This window comes from Rhodothermales bacterium (genome assembly GCA_034439735.1).
Taxonomy (GTDB): domain Bacteria; phylum Bacteroidota; class Rhodothermia; order Rhodothermales; family JAHQVL01; genus JAWKNW01.
Window position 1 is genome coordinate 1 of record JAWXAX010000236.1, and the last position, 20711, is coordinate 20711.

A 20711-nucleotide genomic window follows, 5' to 3' on the forward strand; every position below is an offset into this window, starting at 1 on the left:
CCTCGACGAACTCCGCGACGACAAAACGGCAAACCTCGTCAGACCAGCCATGCCCGGCGCCATCGAAGGTGACCGAGAGAAACCGCCCTCCGTTGTCGAAGGCCGCTTCGGAAAAGCTCTCGAACTCACCGGCGACAGCTGGGTCGAGCTAAAAAATGAAGCCTACCACTTCGAACGCAACCAGCCGTTTTCGCTCAGCATCTGGTTCAAGATCGTCGGCGATAGCGCCGTAGGGCCTCTGGTGGGTAAAAGCGGTGGTTACTTCAACGGTAACCGCGGCTATGTCACTATGCTCAACGAAGACCGCACGCTGTCGGCCAGCCTGAACCACGTCTTCCCCGATCACTCCATCGAGGTCAAGACCCGCCTGCCCGTGCCCGCCGGCGACTGGGTGCACTACGCCCTCACCTACGACGGATCCAGCCGCGCCGCCGGCATTCGCCTCTACCTCAACGGCGAGGCGATGCCGACGGATGTGGTGGTGGATAATCTCCACAAGAGCATCAAGTACACCTACAACCACTACAAAAACGAACGGGAGAACTGGGGCGGCGCCGGCGAATTACGGATCGGGATGATCGACGCCAACCAGACCCGTCTCGAAGGGGTTGCGTTTGATGAATGGCAGATCTTCGCGGGCCGGCTTACCCTCCCGGAAATCCGCGAACTGTACGGCGCTGCGGGGGCACTCGGCGCTCTGGCCGCGATGCCGGCGGCATCCCGGACGTCTGACGAACGCACCGCCCTCCGCACCTATTATCTCGAACGCCACGAACCCCGCTACCAGCGCGCCATCGCTGCCGTCGAGACCCTCCGCGGCGATGAAAACGAGATCATGACCGACCAGAACGAGGTGATGATCATGCGCGACCTGGCCGAGCCCCGGCCCACCTTTATCCTCAACCGCGGCATGTACGACGCGCCAACCGAACAGGTCTGGCCCGGCACACTCGCCGCCCTGCCTCCCCTCCCCGCCGACGCCCCGAAAAACCGCCTCGGCCTCGCGCAGTGGCTGACCTCGCCGGAGCACCCGCTGCTCGCCCGCGTCACGGTCAACCGCTTCTGGCAACAATACTTCGGGCGCGGCATCGTGGTCACGCCGGATGATTTCGGGAGCCAGGGCGAATTGCCTACCCATCCCGAATTGCTGGACTGGCTGGCCGTCACCTTCCGCGAGTCCGGGTGGGATGTAAAGGCCTTCCAGAGGCTGATCGTGACCTCGGCCACCTACCGGCAGTCGTCCGTCGCCGGCCCCGAACTCCAGGAGCGCGACCCGGCCAACGAACTCCTCGCCCGCGGCCCCAGCTACCGGATGTCCGCCGAGATGATTCGTGACAACGCCCTTGCCGTCAGCGGCCTACTGGTGCAAACCGTCGGCGGGCCCAGCGTCCACCCCTACCAGCCCGAAGGCCTCTGGGAAGAACTGGCCACTCGCAACGAAACGACCTACAAGCAGGATACAGGCGACAAGCTCTACCGGCGGGGCATGTACACCGTCTGGAAACGCTCTACGCCGCCGCCGTCCATGATCAGCTTCGACGCCGCCGAGCGCAGCTTCTGCACAGTTACTCGCCAGAAGACGAGCACCCCGCTTCAGGCGCTCGTTCTGATGAACGACCCGCAGTACGTCGAAGCCGCCCGGATGCTCGCCGAACGCATGATGAAGGAAGGGGGATCGACGCCCGAAGAGCAGATCGTGTTCGCCTTCCGGCTCCTCACCAGCCGGCGCCCCGAGCCGGCCGAACAGGTGATGCTCGCGGACCTGCTCGAAGCAGAGCGCGCCACCTTCAGCGCCGCGCCGGCCGACGCCCGCGATCTGCTCGCCATCGGCGAACACCCCCGCGACGTGAACCTGCCGGCCCCCGAAGTCGCCGCCCGCACCCTCCTCGCCAGCACCCTCATGAACTACGACGAGGCGTTCATGAAGCGATAATGACGATCAACGTCCAATACTTTGCATTTTACACTTTGCATGTTGCACCGCTATGAGCCACTGCCAGAACTTCACCCCCAACTACTCCCGTCGCGACTTCCTGTCGAAGACATCCCTCGGCCTCGGCGCGGCGGCGCTGGCCTCGCTGATCGGGCCGCGCGAGCTGCTGGCGGGTCCGGACACGGGTGTTCTGGGTACCCTCCACTTCGCCCCGAAGGCAAAACGGGTCATCTACCTGTTCCAGAGCGGTGGGCCGTCGCAGCTGGACCTGTACGACTATAAACCGCTCCTCCGCGAGAAGAACGGCGAGGAGTTGCCGGATTCCATCCGCGGCGGCCAGCGCCTCACCGGGATGACGGCGCACCAGGCCTCGTTCCCCATGGCCGGCTCCCAGTTCGAATTCAAAAAGTACGGCCAGGCCGGCCACGCCTTCAGCGACCGGCTCCCCTACATCGCCCGCATCGCGGACGACCTGTGCATCGTGAAGTCGATGTACACCGAGGCCATCAACCACGACCCGGCCATCACGTTTTTCCAGACCGGCTCCCAGCTCGCCGGCCGGCCCAGCATCGGCTCGTGGATCAGCTACGGACTGGGGTCGGACAACGAGAACATGCCGGCGTTCACCGTTCTCCTCTCCCGCAGCAACAACGGCGACCAGCCGCTCTACGCCCGCCTCTGGGGCAACGGCTTCCTCCCCTCCCTCCACCAGGGCGTCCAGTTCCGCTCCGGCAAGGAGCCCGTCCTATACTTAAATGATCCCCCCGGGATCAAATCGAGTAGCCGCCGGCGGATGCTGGATTACCTGCGCGACCTCAACGAGGCCCAGGAGGCGCGCGTGATGGACCCCGAGATCAGCTCCCGCATCGGCCAGTACGAAATGGCCTACCGGATGCAGACGTCCGTCCCCGAAACGATGAATGTGGACGGTGAGCCGGACTCGATAGTTGACCTCTATGGCCCACAGGCGCGCATTCCCGGCACCTACGCCGCCAACTGCCTCCTCGCCCGCCGGCTCGTCGAGCGCGGCGTCAAGTTCGTCCAGCTCTACCACCAGGGCTGGGATCAACACGGCAACCTGCCCTCCGAGATCTCGAAACTAACCGCCGACGTCGATCAACCTTCGGCAGCGCTTGTTATGGACCTCAAGCAGCGCGGCCTCCTCGAAGATACCCTCGTCATCTGGGGCGGCGAGTTTGGCCGGACGAACTACTCCCAGGGCAAACTCACGGCCGACAATTACGGCCGCGATCATCATCCCCGCTGCTTTACCATCTGGATGGCCGGCGCCGGCGTACGCGCCGGGCTGTCATATGGCGAAACCGACGAGTTCGGGTATAACATCGCCGAAAACCCGGTCCACGTGCACGACTTCCAGGCTACCCTCATGCGCCTCCTCGGCGTCGACCACGAACGCCTCACCTTCAAGCACCAGGGCAGGCGCTACCGCCTGACCGATGTCCATGGAAAGGTTGTAGATGCGCTGCTGGCGTAAATCTCATTGATCATTCACCCCAGAATCCGAACCGGCTCCCACTGCATGGCCGTGGTGACGATGGGCCCCTGTTCTGGGTCGACGTACACATCCACCTCCGACCGCACCCCGAACTCGGGCAGGTAGATGCCCGGCTCCACCGAAAACCCGATGCCGGGAAGCACGGCGCGGGTATCGTGAGTTTCAATGTTGTCCAGGTTCATGCCCAGCGCGTGCGGGGTCGGGCTCACGCCCATGCTGTGGCCGGTGCGGTGGGTGAAATACGCGCCATAGCCGGCATCCACAATCACCTTACGCGCCACATCGTCGAGTTGCCAGCCCTGGAGCGGGTTGCCGGCCTTCCAGTCGGCCTGCAGCCTCTCGATCACGGCATCGCGCGCGGCGTTGACGGCGCGGTAGACTTCCAGGTGTTTCGCCGGGATGTCGTGGCCGGCGAAACCGGTCCAGGTGATGTCGCAATACACGGCGTGCGGCTCGGGCTCCTTCGCCCACAGGTCGATCAACACCCAATCGCCTTTCACAATGGACGCATGTTCGGTGGCCGAAGGTTCGTAATGCGGGTCGCCGCTGTGGGCGTTGACGGCCACGATCGGTCCGTGGTCGATATAAAGCCCATGCGCGTCGAAGCCGCGGCGGATGAACTGCTGCACATCATATTCGGTAACACTCCGCCCCGAACGCAGCTGTTCGCCGATGTACGCGAATGCTTCATCCTTCACCATATTAACGAGCCGGCAGGCGCGCATATGGGAGTCTACCGATTTCTTCGACCAGGCGGTGGCGGCCGCCTGAAACAGGTCGGCGGACGAGACGATGCCGGGCCCCATCGACCGGATGAGTTCGAGGGTGCCGCCGTCGACAAACGAGCTCATCGGAATTTCGCCGCCCGGGGAGTATTCCATGGCCACCGTACGCGCGCCTCCGAGCAGCCCGCGCAGGTTCGACTGCATGTCGGCCCAGCCGGAGTAGAGCGTCATCGGGTAGCCGGCGTCGCGGAAGAGCTGTTTGTCGAGCCCGTTGGCCAGCATCCGCGCCGATCCTTCGGCCGGGATCCAGAGGTAGTTGCGGCGCGACGTGGCCTGCGGCCCGCCGAGAAGATGGGCAAAAACCGGGTTGCTGCCTCGGAAATCAAACAACAACCAGCCATCGATGGCATGTGCCTTCATGAAGGCGCGCGCCTTATCGAGAACGTCCATAAAAACCAGAACCTGAAGGGTGAATGAAGCGGCCGGCTGGTTAGCGTCGCTAACTGCTACGCCAGCGCAGAGGTATGGAGGTGGAATTGCGTTGCTTGCGGCGTTGAACGTAAGGACAAAAAGGAGTAACGTACAACCCTCTTTGACGCGTCTTCGTCACGTAGTCCTAACCCTTCGCCCTCATGATCCGTCGAACCCTTCTCCTCGGGTGCCTGCTCGCGGTAGCCTCCATCGCCGTCGTCTCGCCGGCCCGTGCCCAGCGCACGCTCATCCACGCCGGCACCCTGCTCGACCCCGGCGTTTCGATGACCCCCATGACGCAGCGGACCATCGTCGTCGAAGGGGATCGGGTGATCGCTGTCGCGGAAGGTTACCTGACGGCCGGCGCCGGCGATACGGTGATCGATCTAAAGAACCACTTCGTGATGCCCGGCTGGATTGACTCCCACACGCACCTCGACGGTGAGTCCCGTAAAAACGACTATATGGACGCACTCCGGCTCTCACCGCCCTACAAGGCCCTGATGGCGACACGGTACGCTAAAACGACGCTGTTGTCCGGTTTCACGACGGTCCGCAACGTGGGTGGAAGCGATGGGGTCGACTTCGCGCTGCGCGACGCCATCAACGCCGGCGTCATCATTGGCCCCCGCATGTTCGTGGCCGAAGGGCTTTCCGTCACAGGCGGCCATGGGGATCCTTCAAACGGGCTTCGTGAGGACATCTTCGGCATACCGGGTATCGAGCACGGTGTGGTGGATGGAATTGACTCGGCCATGCGGGGCACGCGGCTGGGCATCAAGCGCGGGGCCGATCTGATCAAGATAACGGCCACTGGCGGGGTGCTTTCCGTGGCGCGGGACGGCTCCGCCCCATCGTTTCTTGAAGATGAAATCGCCGCCATTGTCGAGGTGGCGCGGGGGTATGGCCTCAAAGTGGCCGCACATGCGCATGGTGACGAGGGCATGCAACGGGCCGTCCGCGCCGGGGTGGCCTCGATCGAACACGGGACCCTGATGAGCGACGAAACGATGCGGCTGATGCGCGAGCGCGGCACCTACCTCGTGCCCACCATCATCGCCGGCCGTAGCACGGCGGATTCGGCAAAAATCGAGGGGTACTACGCCCCCCTCGTCCAGAAAAAAGCGCTCGAGATCGGGCCCATGATCCAGGCCACGTTCGGCCGCGCCTACCGCGCCGGCGTACCCATTGCCTTTGGCACCGACGCGGGAGTATTCAAACACGGCCGCAACGCCATGGAGTTCGCCTACATGGCCGAAGCTGGCATGCCGGCGATGGAGATCCTCCGAACAGCCACGTACAACGCCGCCGACCTCCTCGGCCAGCGCGCCAACCTGGGCACCCTCGAAGTGGGCAAATACGCCGACATCGTCGCCGTGGCCACGAACCCTCTCGAGGACATCACCAGCCTGCAACGCGTGGCGTTTGTGATGAAGGGCGGCGCTGTTTATCTCAGGCCAGGGGACGGTTCAAGGTGACATGTACAAGGTTTAATGAAGACACCTTATACCTTAAACCCCGAACCTTAAACCTCGAGATACCGCATGAACTCTTGCAGCCGGTACTTGAACTCGTCGTCGTTCTGATCATCGCTGAAATAGGCGACGACGTGGTACCCGTAATGTTCAAGCAGGTGGCGCACGCGCGCCGTGTCCATGACGTTGAGCTTAAGCGTCACCCGCATGGTGTCGCCTTCCTGGTCAACGGCCGTGTGCTCGGCCGCGGAGGAGAGGATCTTCACCCGGTCCTGCTCGACGATGTGGGCCAACTGCGCGAGGGAATAGTCGCGAGGGTTGACTTCAAGCGCGATGATCGCCCCGCTTTCCTGCGTCGCGAGCATCCGAGCGAACTGATCGAACAGGTTGTGACGCTTGACGAGACCCACGTACTCTCCATCTGCGCGGGCGACGGGTAGCGCCGTCAGTTCATGATCAACGATGATCTTGGTGGCGTCGAAGATGTGGGCGTCCGGCCGAACGCTGATGGGTTCGAGGCCGAGCAACGACGAGACGGGAGCGTCCGGGCCGAAGGCGTCGAGCAGCATGTTTTCGGAAATCATGCCCACCAGCATGCCGTGCTCGTCGACCACCGGCATGTGCCGAACCCGCATTTCCAGCAACAGCCCCAGCGCGTGCTCTACCGAATCGGTGGGGAGGAGCGGAGGGGTATCTTCACTGATCAAGGTCTGGATGGTCATGTCGGAGCCTCCTGTAGCGTGATCGACGCGTGCCTGGCACGTCGTCGTAAAAGCGGTTAATCGCGGAGCGATCGCGAAGGTGTATGCATCCTGGGGGCAATACACTGCCGCGTCGAAGGAACCACTACATACCGATAAACAATCGGCATGCCACGGTGTCGACGCGAAGGGACTGTCTTCGCCAGTATGTACGCAACGGACCGCGCCGGGGGCCGTCTGGTTTAATGGCACTTACGCGTATCGAGGGGTTGAACTCCGGCCGAAAGCTTAATGATTTCTTCAGGTACAGGCAACTCTCGTTAGCGACAAAATAATTGCCCTGTGGAGCACACGTCATGCGCCGGCAGGCATCGGGTGGTACTCCGGCCGGACGCGCCAAAACCTCGCTTACGTAGGTATCGGCGCAAATCCAGCAAACTTATCGACCATCCGGTGCACATCGCCGGCAAGTTCGCGCGCCACCCGGAACCGCAAACAGGCGATGGCTACTGGGGGTTCATCCTCCCCATTCGGTGTGGTGTAGAGATATTCTTCGGACGTTACATCGGCCAACTGGTGGAGCTGCGCGATCGTGCGAGACTCTGCCACGGGCACGTACGCGATGTGCTCCTCGAAATCGTCCTGGATAAGGCTCAACAGGGCCTCTTTCAGCCCATCCATGCCGATCCCGCGAAGCGCCGAGACAAATACTGCATGGTGGTACTCTTCGCGAAGCGCCATCAATAGCCCGCGCTCCTCGAGTCTGTCCACTTTATTAAACACCATGAGCGTCGGACTGTCCTGAGCGTCCAGTTCCTTCAGCGTCTGGTTGACCACCTGGATGTGGTCCTCGAAACACGGGTGCGTCACGTCGACCACATGGAGCAACACGTCGCTTTCACGGACTTCGTCCAGCGTGCTCTTGAAGCTCTCAATGAGACCATGCGGCAACTTGCGGATAAAGCCGACAGTATCGGAAAGCAGAATCTCTTTCCCGGGCTCCAGCTCGACCTGGCGTGTCGTCGGGTCGAGCGTGGCGAACAGACGATCCTCCGCGAACACACCGGCATCCGCCAGCACGTTCATCAGGGTCGACTTGCCGGCGTTCGTATACCCTACCAACGAGACGCGCGTAAACGCCTGTCGGCCCTTACGCTGCGTCGTCCGCTGTTTGTCGATCTTATTCAGCCGCTCCTTCAGCGTCGCGATCCGGTTGGAGATCAGCCGGCGGTCCGTTTCGATCTGCGTCTCACCCGGACCCTTTGTCCCGATGCCGCCTTTCTGACGGGAGAGGTGCGTCCACTGGCGGGTCAGGCGCGTGCGAAGGTACTCGAGCTGGGCGAGTTCGACCTGGGTCTTGGCCGTGGCCGTCTTGGCCCTGCGTGCAAAAATGTCGAGGATGAGCGCCGACCGATCGAGCAGCTTGCACTTGACCTGCTTCTCGATATTGCGCAACTGTTTCGGCGACAGATCGTCGTCGAATATCACCAGATCGGACTCCCGCTCGGCCACGAGTGCGGCGAGCTCCTCCACCTTCCCACTGCCAATGTAGGTGGATGCGTGGATTCGCTGGGCGACCTGTACGATCCGATCCGTCACGCGTGCGCCAGCGGTGTCGGCCAGCAACTCCAACTCATCAAGCGAATCGTCCATTTCTTCACGCGTATGGCCTGAATGAACGACGCCGACGACGATGGCTGTTTCCTGTTTCTGCGGTGTGCTTTCTGTCAACGATTCCCTCTACAGTCCCATGCGATCCCTGCCAGCGGCCCGTTGCCGGCGGCCAGGAGGCTTTCGGGAGAATGTGCCCTTATTATACCGGACGTGATGGTGTGGGTTGCACCGGCCCACCACCTCACCCGAATGCGCGCTCGATGGGCTGGATGTCCCTATTTTCGACCAGGCGCGAAACGAGTTTCCGGAAACGGTCCTCGTGCGCCCGGGGAACGACCAACTCGAAGCGCGACCGCCGGCCATCATCGTCCCGATAAAAGAATACATAGTGATTCAAACGCCGGCCCGGGGTGACGAAGAAGTCCTCCACACGCCCCCACTCCAGCGTGTCCCGAGGGTCGTGAATCGACCGGATAAGCCGGTAATCGGTCACAAGTACTGCCCGCGACATCCGAACCGCCAGACACCAGCACAGCGCGCCCAGGGTGTAGCCCGATCCGAGCCCCATCAACCGATAATCCTCCTCGAACGCGGCATACACCGTAAGCACGAGGACGACAAACAGAAACCCACCCGGCCAGAAAAAAAACGACCGACCGCTATACCACGAAAAGCGGATCGGACGGACCCGTAACCGATTCAGGATCGAAATCGCCATCAGCGCCCCGGTGGCTACGAGAAAGGCGACGAGCAGCGTCACCTGAAGGACCGCCAACACATTCGGGATGAAAGTAGACGGGGTCATACGTTTGGGTTCGCGAGTCGCCGGCCTTGGAAGCCCGGAGCCAGAGGATATGGGCCGGGAGGGGAGTGGGCCGTGGGCACCATCTAGTACTGTAGAACGGTTACACCATACAAGAACCGCTTACGCTGCAACAGCTTCGGGACGCCATTGGCGCGCCAGCAGCATTTCCGCAACCAGAAAAACCAACGCAAGCAGTAGGAAGACGTTCCATAACTCTATTCCGCTCCGCTCTTCATCCAGCTGCTCGAATACACCTTCGATCCCCTCTCCGGCTGCCACATCGAGCAGACGTACGGGAGCATCCGCTCCCGCGTCCAACCGTTCGATCGCCTCGTCCGCCGGCCAAACGGCCAGATCGGACTCCTCCGTTTGAAGGTTCAGAGCCACCCGGCGCACAAGCGTCTGGCCGGCATACACATCATATAAACCCGGCGCGGTGAGCGAGGGATCGTTTTCTACCAACACAGCGCCGAGCAGGCTCCGCTGCTCCGGCGTGAACTCCTCGCCGTCCGGCGCCCGCAGCACGATGGGCTCCACACCCACCACACCCGTCAGTCGCCACTCGCCCGGCTCGCCAATGACCAGGGGTTCGCCGGCGCCCGAGTCATCGGCCGTCAGATAAAACATGGAGCGGTACACGAGGGGGATGAACAGGCCCCGCCGCGGAAGATCGCTCCACTGGATGTTGGGGGCGACGGCCATCAAAAACACGATGCCTTCGCCGTGACGCACCTCCTGCAAGAAAGGGAAGCCGTTCGAGAGCTGGATGAGGGTCTGCTCGTTGCCAGCGCCAGCGGTGTAGTTCATGGCGTGCGTAATGAGCGGGCGCTCGACTACCACCCGCGCGGGGTCACCAGCGTCTTCAAACACGCCCTCGAACAAGGGATGCTCTAGATCCACCCGATCAAACGAGGCGATCGACGTCTCCCCTCCCAACGCGCCGCTGAATCCGCTGAATTGCCCCGCGCCAACGGCCTCGAACAGGGCGTTATAATCCGCCGCCTGGCCGGCTTCACCCGGATAAAACAGGAGCCCGCCCCCATCGTTCACATACTGGGCCAGGGCCCCCACCTCGCCGCTGGACAGGGTGCGGACGCCGACCAGCGCCACGGCATCGTACGAGCCGAGGGTCCGAGTGGCCAACGCCGTTTCGGAAATCGTCTCCAGGTTAAAGATGGACCGGCCACGCGTCAGTTCGGGCGAAAGCGCCAGCGTGATGAAATCGGTGGCGTGCCCCTCGCCGGCTACCACCAGCAGACGGCGCTGTTCGGGAACGTTGAGGGTGAAATACCGCACGTTGTCGCTCTCGAACGCGTCATCTTCGATCCGCACTTCACCCGGCAGCCACCCCCGCTGTTGGGGCGACACCGTAAACGAGACGTCGGTCGGCACTCGCGGCGGCAGGTCAGCCGCCGCCTGCGCCACCCGCTCGCCCTCCAGAAACACACTCGCTACGTATCCCTCCATCGCCGCCTCCCCATAGTTGACCAGCGTAGCCTCGATACGAACCGGCTGCCCCGCCTCGACGATCCGGCTCACCACGTGGGCCCGGGTGATCGCGACATTGGGCTCCACCCGACCGCCAACCGGCACCACATACGTGCGCACCGGTTCAGCCCCCGCTCCGAGCACCGTGTCGGCCAGCATGTGGCGCTGCAGGTCGGACACCACGTATAATTCGCGATTGAGGTGGGACGCGCCAGCCAGCACCGTCCGGGCGCGGTCCATCGCCTCGAACAGGGTGGCGGACGCCGGCTCAATCCCGATCTCACTCACCACATCCTGCGCCAGCGCCCGCGTGGTGATCGGCTCCTCTCCGTTGCCCAGCGACCCCGTGGGCAGGATAAATACCTCGTCGCCGGTCTGCGTATACTGGATGACGCCGGCGGCCAGCGCCTTCGCCTGATCGATGTACGCGCCCTGGGCATCGCGCACGGCCATCGATCGCGAATTGTCGATCACCACGGCGATGGATGTACGCGCCCGGCCACCCATCACGCCGGACAGGGCCCCGGTGATGGTGGGGCGCGCGAACGCCATGGCCAGACACGCGAGCGCCAGCATCCTAAGCGCCAGCAGCAACAACTGTTTGATGCGCACACGCTGCATCGTGCTCTTCTGGAGCTCTTTCAGAAAGGCCAGCGAGCTAAAATCCACCCGGCGCGGCCGCCGGAAGTTAAACAGGTGGATGATCAGGGGGATGGCGGCGACAAGAAGCCCCAGCAGCAGGAGCGGGTTGAGAAAGGTCATGGATGCGTTTGCGCGTGAGATATATCCCCCGTACACGCGGAAGACGTATCGCGTTCCATTCAACCAATGGATGGATCGAGCAAGCGATGGATCCTTGTATGCCTTGTCGAAAAACGCCCTCGCCGCATAACAAAAGAAAGACCTTTGGGGTTTTTAAACCCCAAAGGTCTCTTCCCAACACAGGCCGTGGCGAGGTCTCAGCGAATGAGCGCCACCGTATGCGTCATCGTCTTGCCGCCAGCCTCGAGGCGGACGAGGTACAGGCCGGCCGGCTTGCCGTCGGCATCCCAGCGCAGCTGCTGCATGCCGGCGGGGACGCTCGCGTCCACGAGCGTGGCCACGCGGCGCCCAAGCAGGTCGTATACCTCCACACGGAGGTATCCCGGCGCGTCAAGCGTCACGTCCACCGTGAGGCGGTCGCGTACCGGGTTCGGGAACAGGTCGACCGCCGAGACGGCGAACCCGCGGGGCGCGTCCTCAAGGGCCGTCGAGGTGCCGTAGTTGAAGAGACTGCGCGCGACATCCTCCCAGCCGGCGCCGTTCCATGACTGCGTGAGTGAGACCGTGATGTCGTTATCGCCGTCGAACGTATTGACATCGCGATCCTCATTCACCCATTCCGAACCGCTCCACGACTCGAACAGGATCTGCGTATCGTTGCCGGCTCCGTCGTAGGTGTACGTTTCGCGTGCGATCGGCGAGAAGTCGCCCGAAAGAACATCGGCCGTTTCCTGTACCCCCTGGATCACGCGACCCTGGTCGTCATAGGTCGTCACGTCGCGCGAAATGGAAAACCAGTCTTCGCCGGCCCAGAATTGGCTCGTGCTCGTCGATGTATCGCCCGACCAGACAGTTTCGATCCGGGTGCCGTTTGTCCAGACCTCCTCGGTCTCATCATAGATTTCCGTCAACGATTCCGTCTCGCGATCCTGATCGTCGAACGACGTCGTGATGCGGGATGAGTTCACCCAGGCTTCGTTCTCCCACGACTGAGTTAACGAAGTCGATTCGTTGCCACCGTCGTCGTAGGTGTACGTCGTTAATGTGGCATTTACCCACGTTTCGTTTTCCCAGCTTTGCGACAGACTGGTCGAAAGATTGCCCCCGTCGTAGGTAAACTCGGAACGCGATTCGTTGACCCACTGCGTCCCATCCCATTCTTGAAACAGGGAGCTAGCCTGGTCGCCTTCGACGTATTCGAACTGGATCCGGAAATCATTAACCCATTCCGTGCCGTTCCATTCTTGGCTGATGATCTCGGAAGGGAACTCAGCATCGGAATAGGTCAGCAGAAAACGGGAGCTGTCCGACCAGGCCTCGGCGACCCAGTACTGCTCGACGACGCTGGTGAGCCGTCCATCCGCCGACGCCAGGCGCAGGTCGGGCAGCAAATTCAGGCCGGCAAGCATGAGGCAGCGCGCCGGGCCGTCGGCCGGGAGTACGCTGTCCAGCGCCGCCACGCGCTGCTCGCGCGACGCCTTCGAGTACGGCGCGGCCGGGGTGATGTGGGCGTCGATGCCGGCCCGGAAGGCCGCGGCGGCAACGGACGTCTCGCAGGATTGCGCGCTCGACGGGCGAACCGCGACAAGCGCAAGAAATACCAACAGGAGTGCGGTAGCGATGCGTTTCATAGGGGTGTGGGATTAGCTGTGCGTGAGCGGATTTGCCAGAGCGCTCTTTCTCTCGATGTAGAGGATTTCCAATACGATCCCCCCATCGGGATAGTACCGCTAAAAGCCGAGAGAGACAAGTGTGTGATGGCGCATGCCCTGTTACATCACACACCCAACGCCCTAGTTTGGATTTGCCGGGGAAGAATCTTAAGCTAGCACGCCCTCCTTCCAGGTTCCGAGAGATCCTCATGGCCGACACCGACACCACGAAGAAAGCCCCATCGGGCCTTCTCAATCGCTTCTTGACCGGCATCGAGGTCGTAGGCAACAAGCTGCCCGACCCCTCGATGTTGTTCCTCATCGCCTTGCTGATCGTGTGGGTGCTCTCTGCCCTGCTTTCACCGATTGCGTTCACCGACATCGACCCGCGCTCGGGCGAGGGTATCCGGGTGAACAACCTGCTGACGGGGTCCGCGCTAACAACCTTCATGGCCAGCATGGTGACCATCTTCACCAGCTTCGCGCCGCTGGGGGTCGTGCTGGTGGCCATGCTGGGAGTCGGCGTGGCGGATCAGGCCGGCTTTTTTAACACCAGTATCAAGCTGCTCCTGCAGCGCACATCCGTGAACCTGCTCACGCCGATGGTGGTGTTTGTGGGCCTGTTGAGCCACAGCGCCATCGATGCCGGCTATGTGCTCGTCATCCCCCTCGGGGGCATCATCTTTTACGCCGCCGGCCGGCATCCGGTGGCCGGCATCGCGGCGGCCTTCGCCGGGGTTTCGGGGGGATTCAGCGCCAACCCGGTGCCGGGCGCGTTGGACCCGCTCCTCCAGGGCTTTACCCAGCCGGCCGCGCAGATCATCGACCCCACCGTGCTCGTGAATCCCCTCGGCAACTACTTCTTCACGTCCATCTCCAGCCTGCTCATCGTGGGCCTTGCCTGGTATGTGACGGATCGTATCGTGGAGCCCCGGCTGAACCGGACGAGCCCGGTCGATGCGGACGCGGAGCGGGCGCCGGCGATGGACGTGATCGCGCCGCGCGAACGCAAAGCCTTCTGGTGGGCGGTCGCGACAATGGGGATCGGCCTCGCCGGCCTCGCGCTGGCGATGTGGCCAACGGGCTCCCCGTTCCGCGACGCCAGCGGATCGCTGAACTCGTTCCAGGCGCCGATCATGCAGTCGATCGTCCCCCTCATCTTCCTCCTTTTTCTTATCCCCGGAGTGGTGTACGGGTACGTCGCCGGCGTCTTCACGAAGTCGAAAGACATGGTCGATGCCATGACGAAGTCGATGAACGGGATGTCCTACTACATTGTGATGGCCTTCTTCTGTTCGCTGTTCGTGTACGCCTTCGGCCAGTCGAACATCGGCGCGCTGCTGGCGCTCAAGGGGGCGTCGCTGCTGAAAGCACTGGCGATGCCGGGCTGGGTGACGATCCTCGGCATCATCCTGCTGACGGCCTTCGTGAACCTGTTCGTCGGTTCCGCCTCGGCCAAGTGGGCGCTCCTCGCGCCCATCTTTGTCCCGATGCTGATGCAGGTGGGCATCTCACCCGAGCTCACACAGGCCGCCTACCGCGTCGGCGACTCGTCCTCCAACATCATCACCCCACTGATGCCCTACTTCCCGCTCGTGGTGGTGTACTGCCAGCGATACGTAAAAGCCTCCGGCATCGGCACGCTGACGGCGATGATGCTGCCCTATACGGTCGTATTCCTGGTGTGCTGGACGGCCTTCCTGATCCTCTACTGGACACTCGGCATCCCGCTCGGCCTCGGGGCATTTTATACGTACCCGGCGCCGTGAGGGGGTGTCACTGCTGCTTCAGCTCCTCCAGCCACTCCTTCAGCCGGCCGTTGTTCGGGTTGAGCTCGATCGCCTTTTCGACGCTCTGGATCGCCGCCGGCGTGTCCTCCTTGGCGACGTAGGCTTCGCCCATGACCGCGTACGTCTGGCTTGAGGTCGGGAAGAGCTCGGCGTTCATCGCCAGGAAGCGCAGCGCCGCGTCCGGGTTTTCGGCGTCGAGCAATTGCTGGGCAAGGCGGACGAGGGTCGGCTCCTGGAAGTTGTACGAGAACCCGCCGAGGTACTGTTCGCGTAGCCGCTGGTATTCAACGACCGCTTCTTCGACGCCTTTCTCCGACACATAATCGGCCAGCATGTCCTCCAGCAAGGCCGGCCGCGTCACGCCGCGGTGGCAGGTTTCGCAGGTCACGTTCAGCTTCTCGCCCTCACCCGGCGCCTCCGCGATGAAGTCGGTATTGACACTGTGCACCATCCGCATCATCACGCGGGAGACCTCCTTCACCTCCTTGTCGTCCGAGGCGAAGTCGAACGTCGAGGGGGGCTTGCCTTCTTCGCCGACATGGCAATACAGGCAGCGAACGCCCAGCGCCCGCGTGAACCCTTGCATGACACGGCGGACCTCGGGAAGCGGCATGTCTTCGGGCAATACCTTCAAGTTTTCAGCTTTCTCATCCTGCCCGCCAGGACCCGGCTGAGCCTGGACGACGGTAACGAGGGCGGCGAACACAAGGCTCATGAGAACGATGCGCTGTATCAGACGATGGAGCATGGACGTGTGCGTGATGGGCGTGACGATGGGTAAGACGTAGTACAAACACTCAAGGTAAGCCCTCTCCCGCTCCCATTCAAGGCACGCACGGATGCCCCATCCCACGAAAAGCCCCGCCGGCGGATGGCAACTATCCCGCGGCTTCATTTTATTCCGGCACATTCCCGTCAAGCCGTGTTGTCTATGGATTTCATGCTGCTAGCCATCCTGGGTTACGTTCTGATGCAACTGGGCATCGGGGCCTATATTTCTCGCCGCATCAAGACAGAGGAGGATTACCTCGTCGCCGGCCGGAGCCTCGGCTACGGGCTCACCACCTTCACGCTTTTCGCCACCTGGTTCGGGGCCGAAACCTGCATCGGCGCCGCCGGCGCTATCTACACCGACGGCCTCTCCGGCGGCAGCGCGGACCCATTCGGCTACGCCCTGTGCATCCTACTCATGGGTCTGGTCTTCGCCGTCCCGATCTGGAAGCGCAAGCTGACGACCCTCGCCGACTTGTTCAGGCAGCGCTATTCGACCACCGTCGAACGCACGGCGATCGCGCTCATGATTCCTGGATCGATGTTCTGGGCCGCCGCGCAGATCCGCGCCTTTGGTCAGGTGCTTTCGGCGACATCGGGGATAGACGTGACGTTGACGATCACCATCGCCGCCGGCATTGTCATCGTTTACACGATGTTTGGCGGCCTGCTGGCGGATGCCTGGACGGACCTCGTGCAGGGCATCGTGCTCATCGCCGGCCTGGTGACGCTTTTTGTGATTGTCGCCGGCAACCAGAGCGCCGGCATCGGCGCGTTGATCCAACCGGAACAGCTGCAGCTCTTTGGCGGGCCAGAGGTGGGTTGGCTGGAGGTGCTCGAAACCTGGGCGATTCCCGTGATCGGATCAGTCACGGCGGCTGAATTGCTCACCCGCGCTATCGCGGCGCGGTCTCCACAGGTCGCCCAACGGTCGGCCTTCATGGCCGGCGGGGTCTACCTGCTCATCGGGCTGATTCCGGTCACGATCGGACTGATCGGCGCTTCGCTTATGCCCGGCCTCGAAGATCCGGAACAGCTTCTCCCCCTTGTCGCCCGGCAGTACCTTCCGCCAGTCCTGTATGCTCTGTTTAACGGCGCGCTGATTTCTGCCATCTTATCCACCGTGGATAGCGTACTGCTGGTGGCCGCTTCCCTCCTGTCGCACAACATCATCGTCCCTCTGCGTCCGGGGTTGACCGAGCGCCAGAAAGTGATCATCGCGCGGGCGTCGGTGGCTGGATTCGGTGTGCTGGCGTACATCATGGCGATCCACGCGGAAGGCGTCTACGCGCTGGTGGAGGAGGCTTCCGCGTTCGGCAGCGCCGGGCTGTTCGTGATCATCGTGTGCAGCCTGTTTATCCCCTGGGGCGGGGTCTACAGCGCGATGAAGGCGCTTCTGCTGGGAATCAGTGCGTGGGTGCTGGGGGCCTACGTCCTCGATACGTCGTATCCCTATATAGTATCCCTGCTGGCAGCCGGCGGTGGGTATGCGGCGGCGGCCTTCGTAGAGACACAAGTAACCGCCCGGTGGGCAAAGGCCCCGGGGTGAATCAACGGTACCGCATGCGAGTGCCGTGAGTGAGTGAGAGTAGGATCTCGTCGGCGGAGAGCCCCTCGGGGAAGTACACACCCGAAATCTTGGCCGTGTGGATGCTGGCCCCTTCGAGGTTGCAGGTGCGCAGATCCAGGCCTCGCAGGTCGGCCTGGCGGAAGTAGCCGTTTCCGAAGTCGATATTCTCGGCATCGATCCCCCGCAGGTCGAGCCCGCGGAAGTCCATACCGGTGAAGTCGTAGCTCGGAAACCCGGCACGCTGGGTGTTAAACTCTTTGATCAGCCGAAGCCGGATAAGCTGATAGAGCCGATCCTCGGCAATGGCAGGTTCGACATGTGTCATACCGTACCTCTCGCGTTGATGGAAGGAAAGCGACGGCGCCGGCCCCGAGGGCCGCGCCCGTCACGCGCAACAGGTACGGAAGGACAACAGGCGTGCCATGGCGGCCTCAGCCGGCGGTAGAGGGCGGAATCAGCGTCGCCTCGCCTCCCACGCACATCTTGCCTCCGCTGTATACGTATAGCTTGGCGCGGATGTGTTTTCGATTCTCCACCTTTTCGGCAATCTTTACCTCCACGGTAATTTCGGAATCAACGACGACGGGGCGCAGAAACTTGGCGGACAGGGCCACGGCCACGCTGCCGGCGCCCGGAAAATCACGGCCCAGCACTTTTGATACGATGCCGAGCAAAAAGACCCCGTGGACGATCGGCTTGCCGAATGTCGTCGTCGCGGCAAACGCCGGGTCGATGTGCAGCGGATTGTCATCCCCCGACACGTCGGCGAAGGCCTGGACATCGGCCTGGGAGATGGTGCGGGTAAAGGAGAAGGTATCGCCGACCTTGAGGCTTTCGTAGGTGTGCATTATCAATGGGTATCGATTCGGGTGGGGGTGGTCATCTGGCTGAATATGCGCTCGGCGACGGCGTCCCAGGTCGACTCCTTCACGACGCGCTCGCGCCCCTGCCGGCCCAGCCGGCGGGCGAGGTCCGTGTCCTTCAACAGACGGAGGATGCCGGCCGTCAGCGCCTCGACGTCGCCGGGCTCGACGAGCAGGCCCGTCTCCCCGTGGCGTACCGCATCCGGAATGCCGCCCGAATACGTGCCAATTACGGGTTTTTCGCAGGCATTGGCTTCGAGGAATACGATGCCGAAGCCTTCGACCTCGGGCGGTTCGCCGCGGCAGGGCATGGTGACGACATCGGCCGCGTTATAATACTGTACGATGGCGGCATAGTCGACCCCCGCCAGAAACCGCACGTGCGACTCGATGCCGAGAGATACGGCGAGCGCTTCGAGCCGGGCGAGGTCGGGGCCGTCGCCTACCACCAGATAGATCAGATCCGGCACTTCGTGCAAGACACCCGGCAGCGCCCGAAGGGTGGTATCGACCCCTTTACGAGCGACGAGGCGGCAGACGGTCAGCAGCACCACTTTGCCGTTGAGCCCGAGCCGATCGCGAAGGGCGGTAGGATCGAGTGGGGCGAACAGTGCCGGGTCGGTGCCGTTGTTCACGACCGTGATGCGGCCGGCATCGACCCCCGCTTCGCGCAGGAGATCGCCCGTATAGCCACTGACCGGAAAGAGGCGCTCGGCTTCGGCGAAGACGCGCCGGCGTAGCCCGTTGTAGCCGGCCCGCACAAATCCGGGTGCCCGGTTCGGCTCAAAAAGAATCTCGCGGCCATGTACCGCGACGAAAAGGCGCTTCGGCGTCCCAAAGGGGTGCATCAGCACCACCGGCAGGGCCGAAAACCACTGCGCGCAAAACGCCGTGTCGAGCCGGCGCCGACGCGCGAGGCGCGCCGCATGGCGGGCTGCGTGGAAGGGAAACCAATCGCTGCTGGAGGATACTCGGTGCACATCGAAGGGCAGTAGGGCGTCGAGTTCCCGGGCGCGGGGGTAGTCCGGGGCAAGGACGACAAAGTCGTCCGTCCAGCCGGCGAACCGTCGCGCCAGCTCACCGGCATACGTCTGGATCCCCCCCAGCGCCGGGGGGAAATCCTGTGTGACAAACAACAACCGCATCAGGTCCTCCTCATCCTTCCTGCGACTCCAGGCCGCCGGTCAAGCGAAGCGGCTGCGCGAGGCCCGGGATCCCCCGCATAGCCGCGTTCGCCCAGCGGTCCCACGGGAATCCCAACACCAGGATCGCCACATTATTGGCCGGAAAATTGATGTTCATGGTGAGGAGGATGCCTACATGCATCGAAAATAGAAGCGCGGCAATGTAGGGACGCGCGCGTGGAAACCAGGTCAGAAATCCAAACAATTCCGTGAGCAGACCGAATGCCAGGATGGCGGTAGCCAGCGAATGAGAAGCCAGCGCCAGTTCCTGCAACATACCAAATTCCACGGCCCCCGTCATTGAAAAAGTGTCCACCGTACGTTCTGCGATCCACATCCACAGGTGACTGCCATCGACCCAGTGGGGCCCGGTGCCGATCAGCTTGCACAACGCCGCCGACGTATACCCCAGCCCGAGCGTGAAATAGCCGAAGCCCATCGCAAAACGTAAGGACCGTGTGCGGGTTTCGAAGGCGAGTGCCCCGAGCGCCAGACCCAGCAGGCAGATGCCGGCGATGTTCGAACCATGCGAAATCTCCCCGAGGCAAAAACGCGCCACGTACTGGACATGCATGAACAACAGGCTGGCGAGATAACCGTACCTCCAGATGCCAAAAAACCCCATCAGCACGGTCCCGGTCATCAGGCCGGCGTTCACCAACGCCGCCGGCCCGTTGAACATAAAGGAGATGTCGATATATTCAGCGATGCCCAGCGGAAGCACCACGTCGCTGATCTTGTCGATGTACAGACCCCAGCTCCAGGCGAAATAGATGACCCAATATACCACAAAGGCCTCGAACGCCCGGTGGTGGAGGGATTCCCCGGAGGTGAGCGGGCGATCGAAGCCAAACAGGTTCTCTGAGAAGGCAGCCATGGCGTTCAATTGGAAGCAAGCTCGAGGGACAGGTTAAACCGAGTCGTGTCGGGAGCCAGCAAGATGAACGGCGTATAGTGGACCTCGACTTCGTCCTGGTCGACCAGCCGGCCCTGCACCCGCATCACCAGGAGGGATCGCTCCTGCGTCGCCTCTCCGAAGATGGTGCGCAACGCAGCGACCCGATCGGCGTTCCAGGTGCTCGATTTGGCGACGAAGTTGGCGACGTCGTTCTGATTTACTCCCGTCGGATTGATCGGGAACGCCTCGCCAGGCAGGTCGTCAATCGAGACCGTGTGCCAGAGCAGCGAATCCGGTACGGCGGAGACATCTCGCACGATGGCGCGAGTCCACGTCCGCCCTCCCTGCGAAAACATGGGGTAAATACTAAACGGCCAGAACTCACCCAGGTGCGTGGCGACCAGCAGGGCGTAAACGACAATCGTTCCTCCCAGCAGCCGGCGCGCTCTTACAAGTGGTGCGGGGCGCATATGGATAAGGGGGTTCGGTGATA

17 protein-coding genes are annotated in these 20711 nt (G+C 62.5%); 5 read left to right on the plus strand and 12 right to left on the minus strand.

Features of this window, described 5'->3' with window-relative positions:
* Together SH809_17040 and SH809_17045 are read left to right on the plus strand one after the other, a co-directional pair.
* A partial coding sequence (locus SH809_17040; protein ID MDZ4701421.1) for a DUF1553 domain-containing protein occupies positions 1-1933 on the plus strand: 1933 nt, incomplete at its 5' end.
* Between the two features lie 52 nt (positions 1934-1985).
* On the plus strand, positions 1986-3428 hold the full coding sequence (locus SH809_17045; protein MDZ4701422.1) for a DUF1501 domain-containing protein: 1443 nt from the start codon (positions 1986-1988) through the stop codon (positions 3426-3428).
* A 14-nt stretch (positions 3429-3442) separates the two neighbouring features.
* Here SH809_17045 and SH809_17050 read toward each other — a convergent pair whose 3' ends face one another.
* Positions 3443-4624 (minus strand): Xaa-Pro peptidase family protein, encoded by a 1182-nt coding sequence (locus tag SH809_17050; GenBank protein ID MDZ4701423.1) that lies wholly within the window; start codon positions 4622-4624, stop codon positions 3443-3445.
* 182 nt (positions 4625-4806) lie between these two features.
* Between SH809_17050 and SH809_17055 the strand changes: the two genes are divergently transcribed.
* Entirely contained in the window at positions 4807-6123 is a 1317-nt protein-coding gene (locus tag SH809_17055) for an amidohydrolase family protein (protein ID MDZ4701424.1), read from the plus strand.
* Between the two features lie 47 nt (positions 6124-6170).
* On the opposite strand, the gene SH809_17060 is transcribed toward SH809_17055, so the two are convergent.
* The 5 genes from SH809_17060 to SH809_17080 form a co-directional block, all read right to left on the minus strand.
* A complete protein-coding gene (locus SH809_17060) occupies positions 6171-6842 on the minus strand; it encodes a CBS domain-containing protein (GenBank protein ID MDZ4701425.1) in 672 nt (223 codons plus the stop codon).
* A gap of 387 nt (positions 6843-7229) precedes the next feature.
* A complete protein-coding gene (gene hflX, locus SH809_17065) occupies positions 7230-8552 on the minus strand; it encodes a GTPase HflX (GenBank protein ID MDZ4701426.1) in 1323 nt (440 codons plus the stop codon).
* 124 nt (positions 8553-8676) lie between these two features.
* A complete protein-coding gene (locus SH809_17070; protein ID MDZ4701427.1) occupies positions 8677-9240 on the minus strand; it encodes a hypothetical protein in 564 nt (187 codons plus the stop codon).
* A gap of 120 nt (positions 9241-9360) precedes the next feature.
* Positions 9361-11490: a BatA domain-containing protein gene (locus tag SH809_17075; protein ID MDZ4701428.1), complete on the minus strand. Its 2130-nt coding sequence runs from the start codon at positions 11488-11490 to the stop codon at positions 9361-9363.
* Between the two features lie 197 nt (positions 11491-11687).
* On the minus strand, positions 11688-13121 hold the full coding sequence (locus tag SH809_17080; GenBank protein ID MDZ4701429.1) for a T9SS type A sorting domain-containing protein: 1434 nt from the start codon (positions 13119-13121) through the stop codon (positions 11688-11690).
* A gap of 230 nt (positions 13122-13351) precedes the next feature.
* On the opposite strand from SH809_17080, the gene SH809_17085 reads away from it, so the two are divergent.
* Positions 13352-14911: an AbgT family transporter gene (locus tag SH809_17085; GenBank protein ID MDZ4701430.1), complete on the plus strand. Its 1560-nt coding sequence runs from the start codon at positions 13352-13354 to the stop codon at positions 14909-14911.
* 7 nt (positions 14912-14918) lie between these two features.
* Here SH809_17085 and SH809_17090 read toward each other — a convergent pair whose 3' ends face one another.
* Positions 14919-15680: a c-type cytochrome gene (locus tag SH809_17090; protein MDZ4701431.1), complete on the minus strand. Its 762-nt coding sequence runs from the start codon at positions 15678-15680 to the stop codon at positions 14919-14921.
* 192 nt (positions 15681-15872) lie between these two features.
* On the opposite strand from SH809_17090, the gene SH809_17095 reads away from it, so the two are divergent.
* Positions 15873-17252 carry a sodium:solute symporter family protein gene (locus tag SH809_17095; protein MDZ4701432.1) on the plus strand — a complete coding sequence of 460 codons (1380 nt, stop codon included), beginning with the start codon at positions 15873-15875 and terminating at the stop codon, positions 17250-17252.
* A 1-nt stretch (position 17253) separates the two neighbouring features.
* On the opposite strand, the gene SH809_17100 is transcribed toward SH809_17095, so the two are convergent.
* The 5 genes from SH809_17100 to SH809_17120 form a co-directional block, all read right to left on the minus strand.
* Positions 17254-17598, minus strand: a complete 345-nt coding sequence (locus tag SH809_17100; protein ID MDZ4701433.1) for a pentapeptide repeat-containing protein — start codon at positions 17596-17598, stop codon at positions 17254-17256.
* Positions 17599-17704: 106 nt separating this feature from the next.
* Positions 17705-18121: a MaoC family dehydratase gene (locus SH809_17105; protein MDZ4701434.1), complete on the minus strand. Its 417-nt coding sequence runs from the start codon at positions 18119-18121 to the stop codon at positions 17705-17707.
* A gap of 2 nt (positions 18122-18123) precedes the next feature.
* Positions 18124-19281, minus strand: coding sequence for a glycosyltransferase family 4 protein (locus tag SH809_17110; GenBank protein ID MDZ4701435.1), 1158 nt, complete (start codon positions 19279-19281; stop codon positions 18124-18126).
* A 10-nt stretch (positions 19282-19291) separates the two neighbouring features.
* Entirely contained in the window at positions 19292-20197 is a 906-nt protein-coding gene (locus tag SH809_17115; protein ID MDZ4701436.1) for a hypothetical protein, read from the minus strand.
* Positions 20198-20202: 5 nt separating this feature from the next.
* Positions 20203-20688, minus strand: coding sequence for a hypothetical protein (locus SH809_17120; GenBank protein MDZ4701437.1), 486 nt, complete (start codon positions 20686-20688; stop codon positions 20203-20205).
* Positions 20689-20711: the final 23 nt, after the last annotated feature.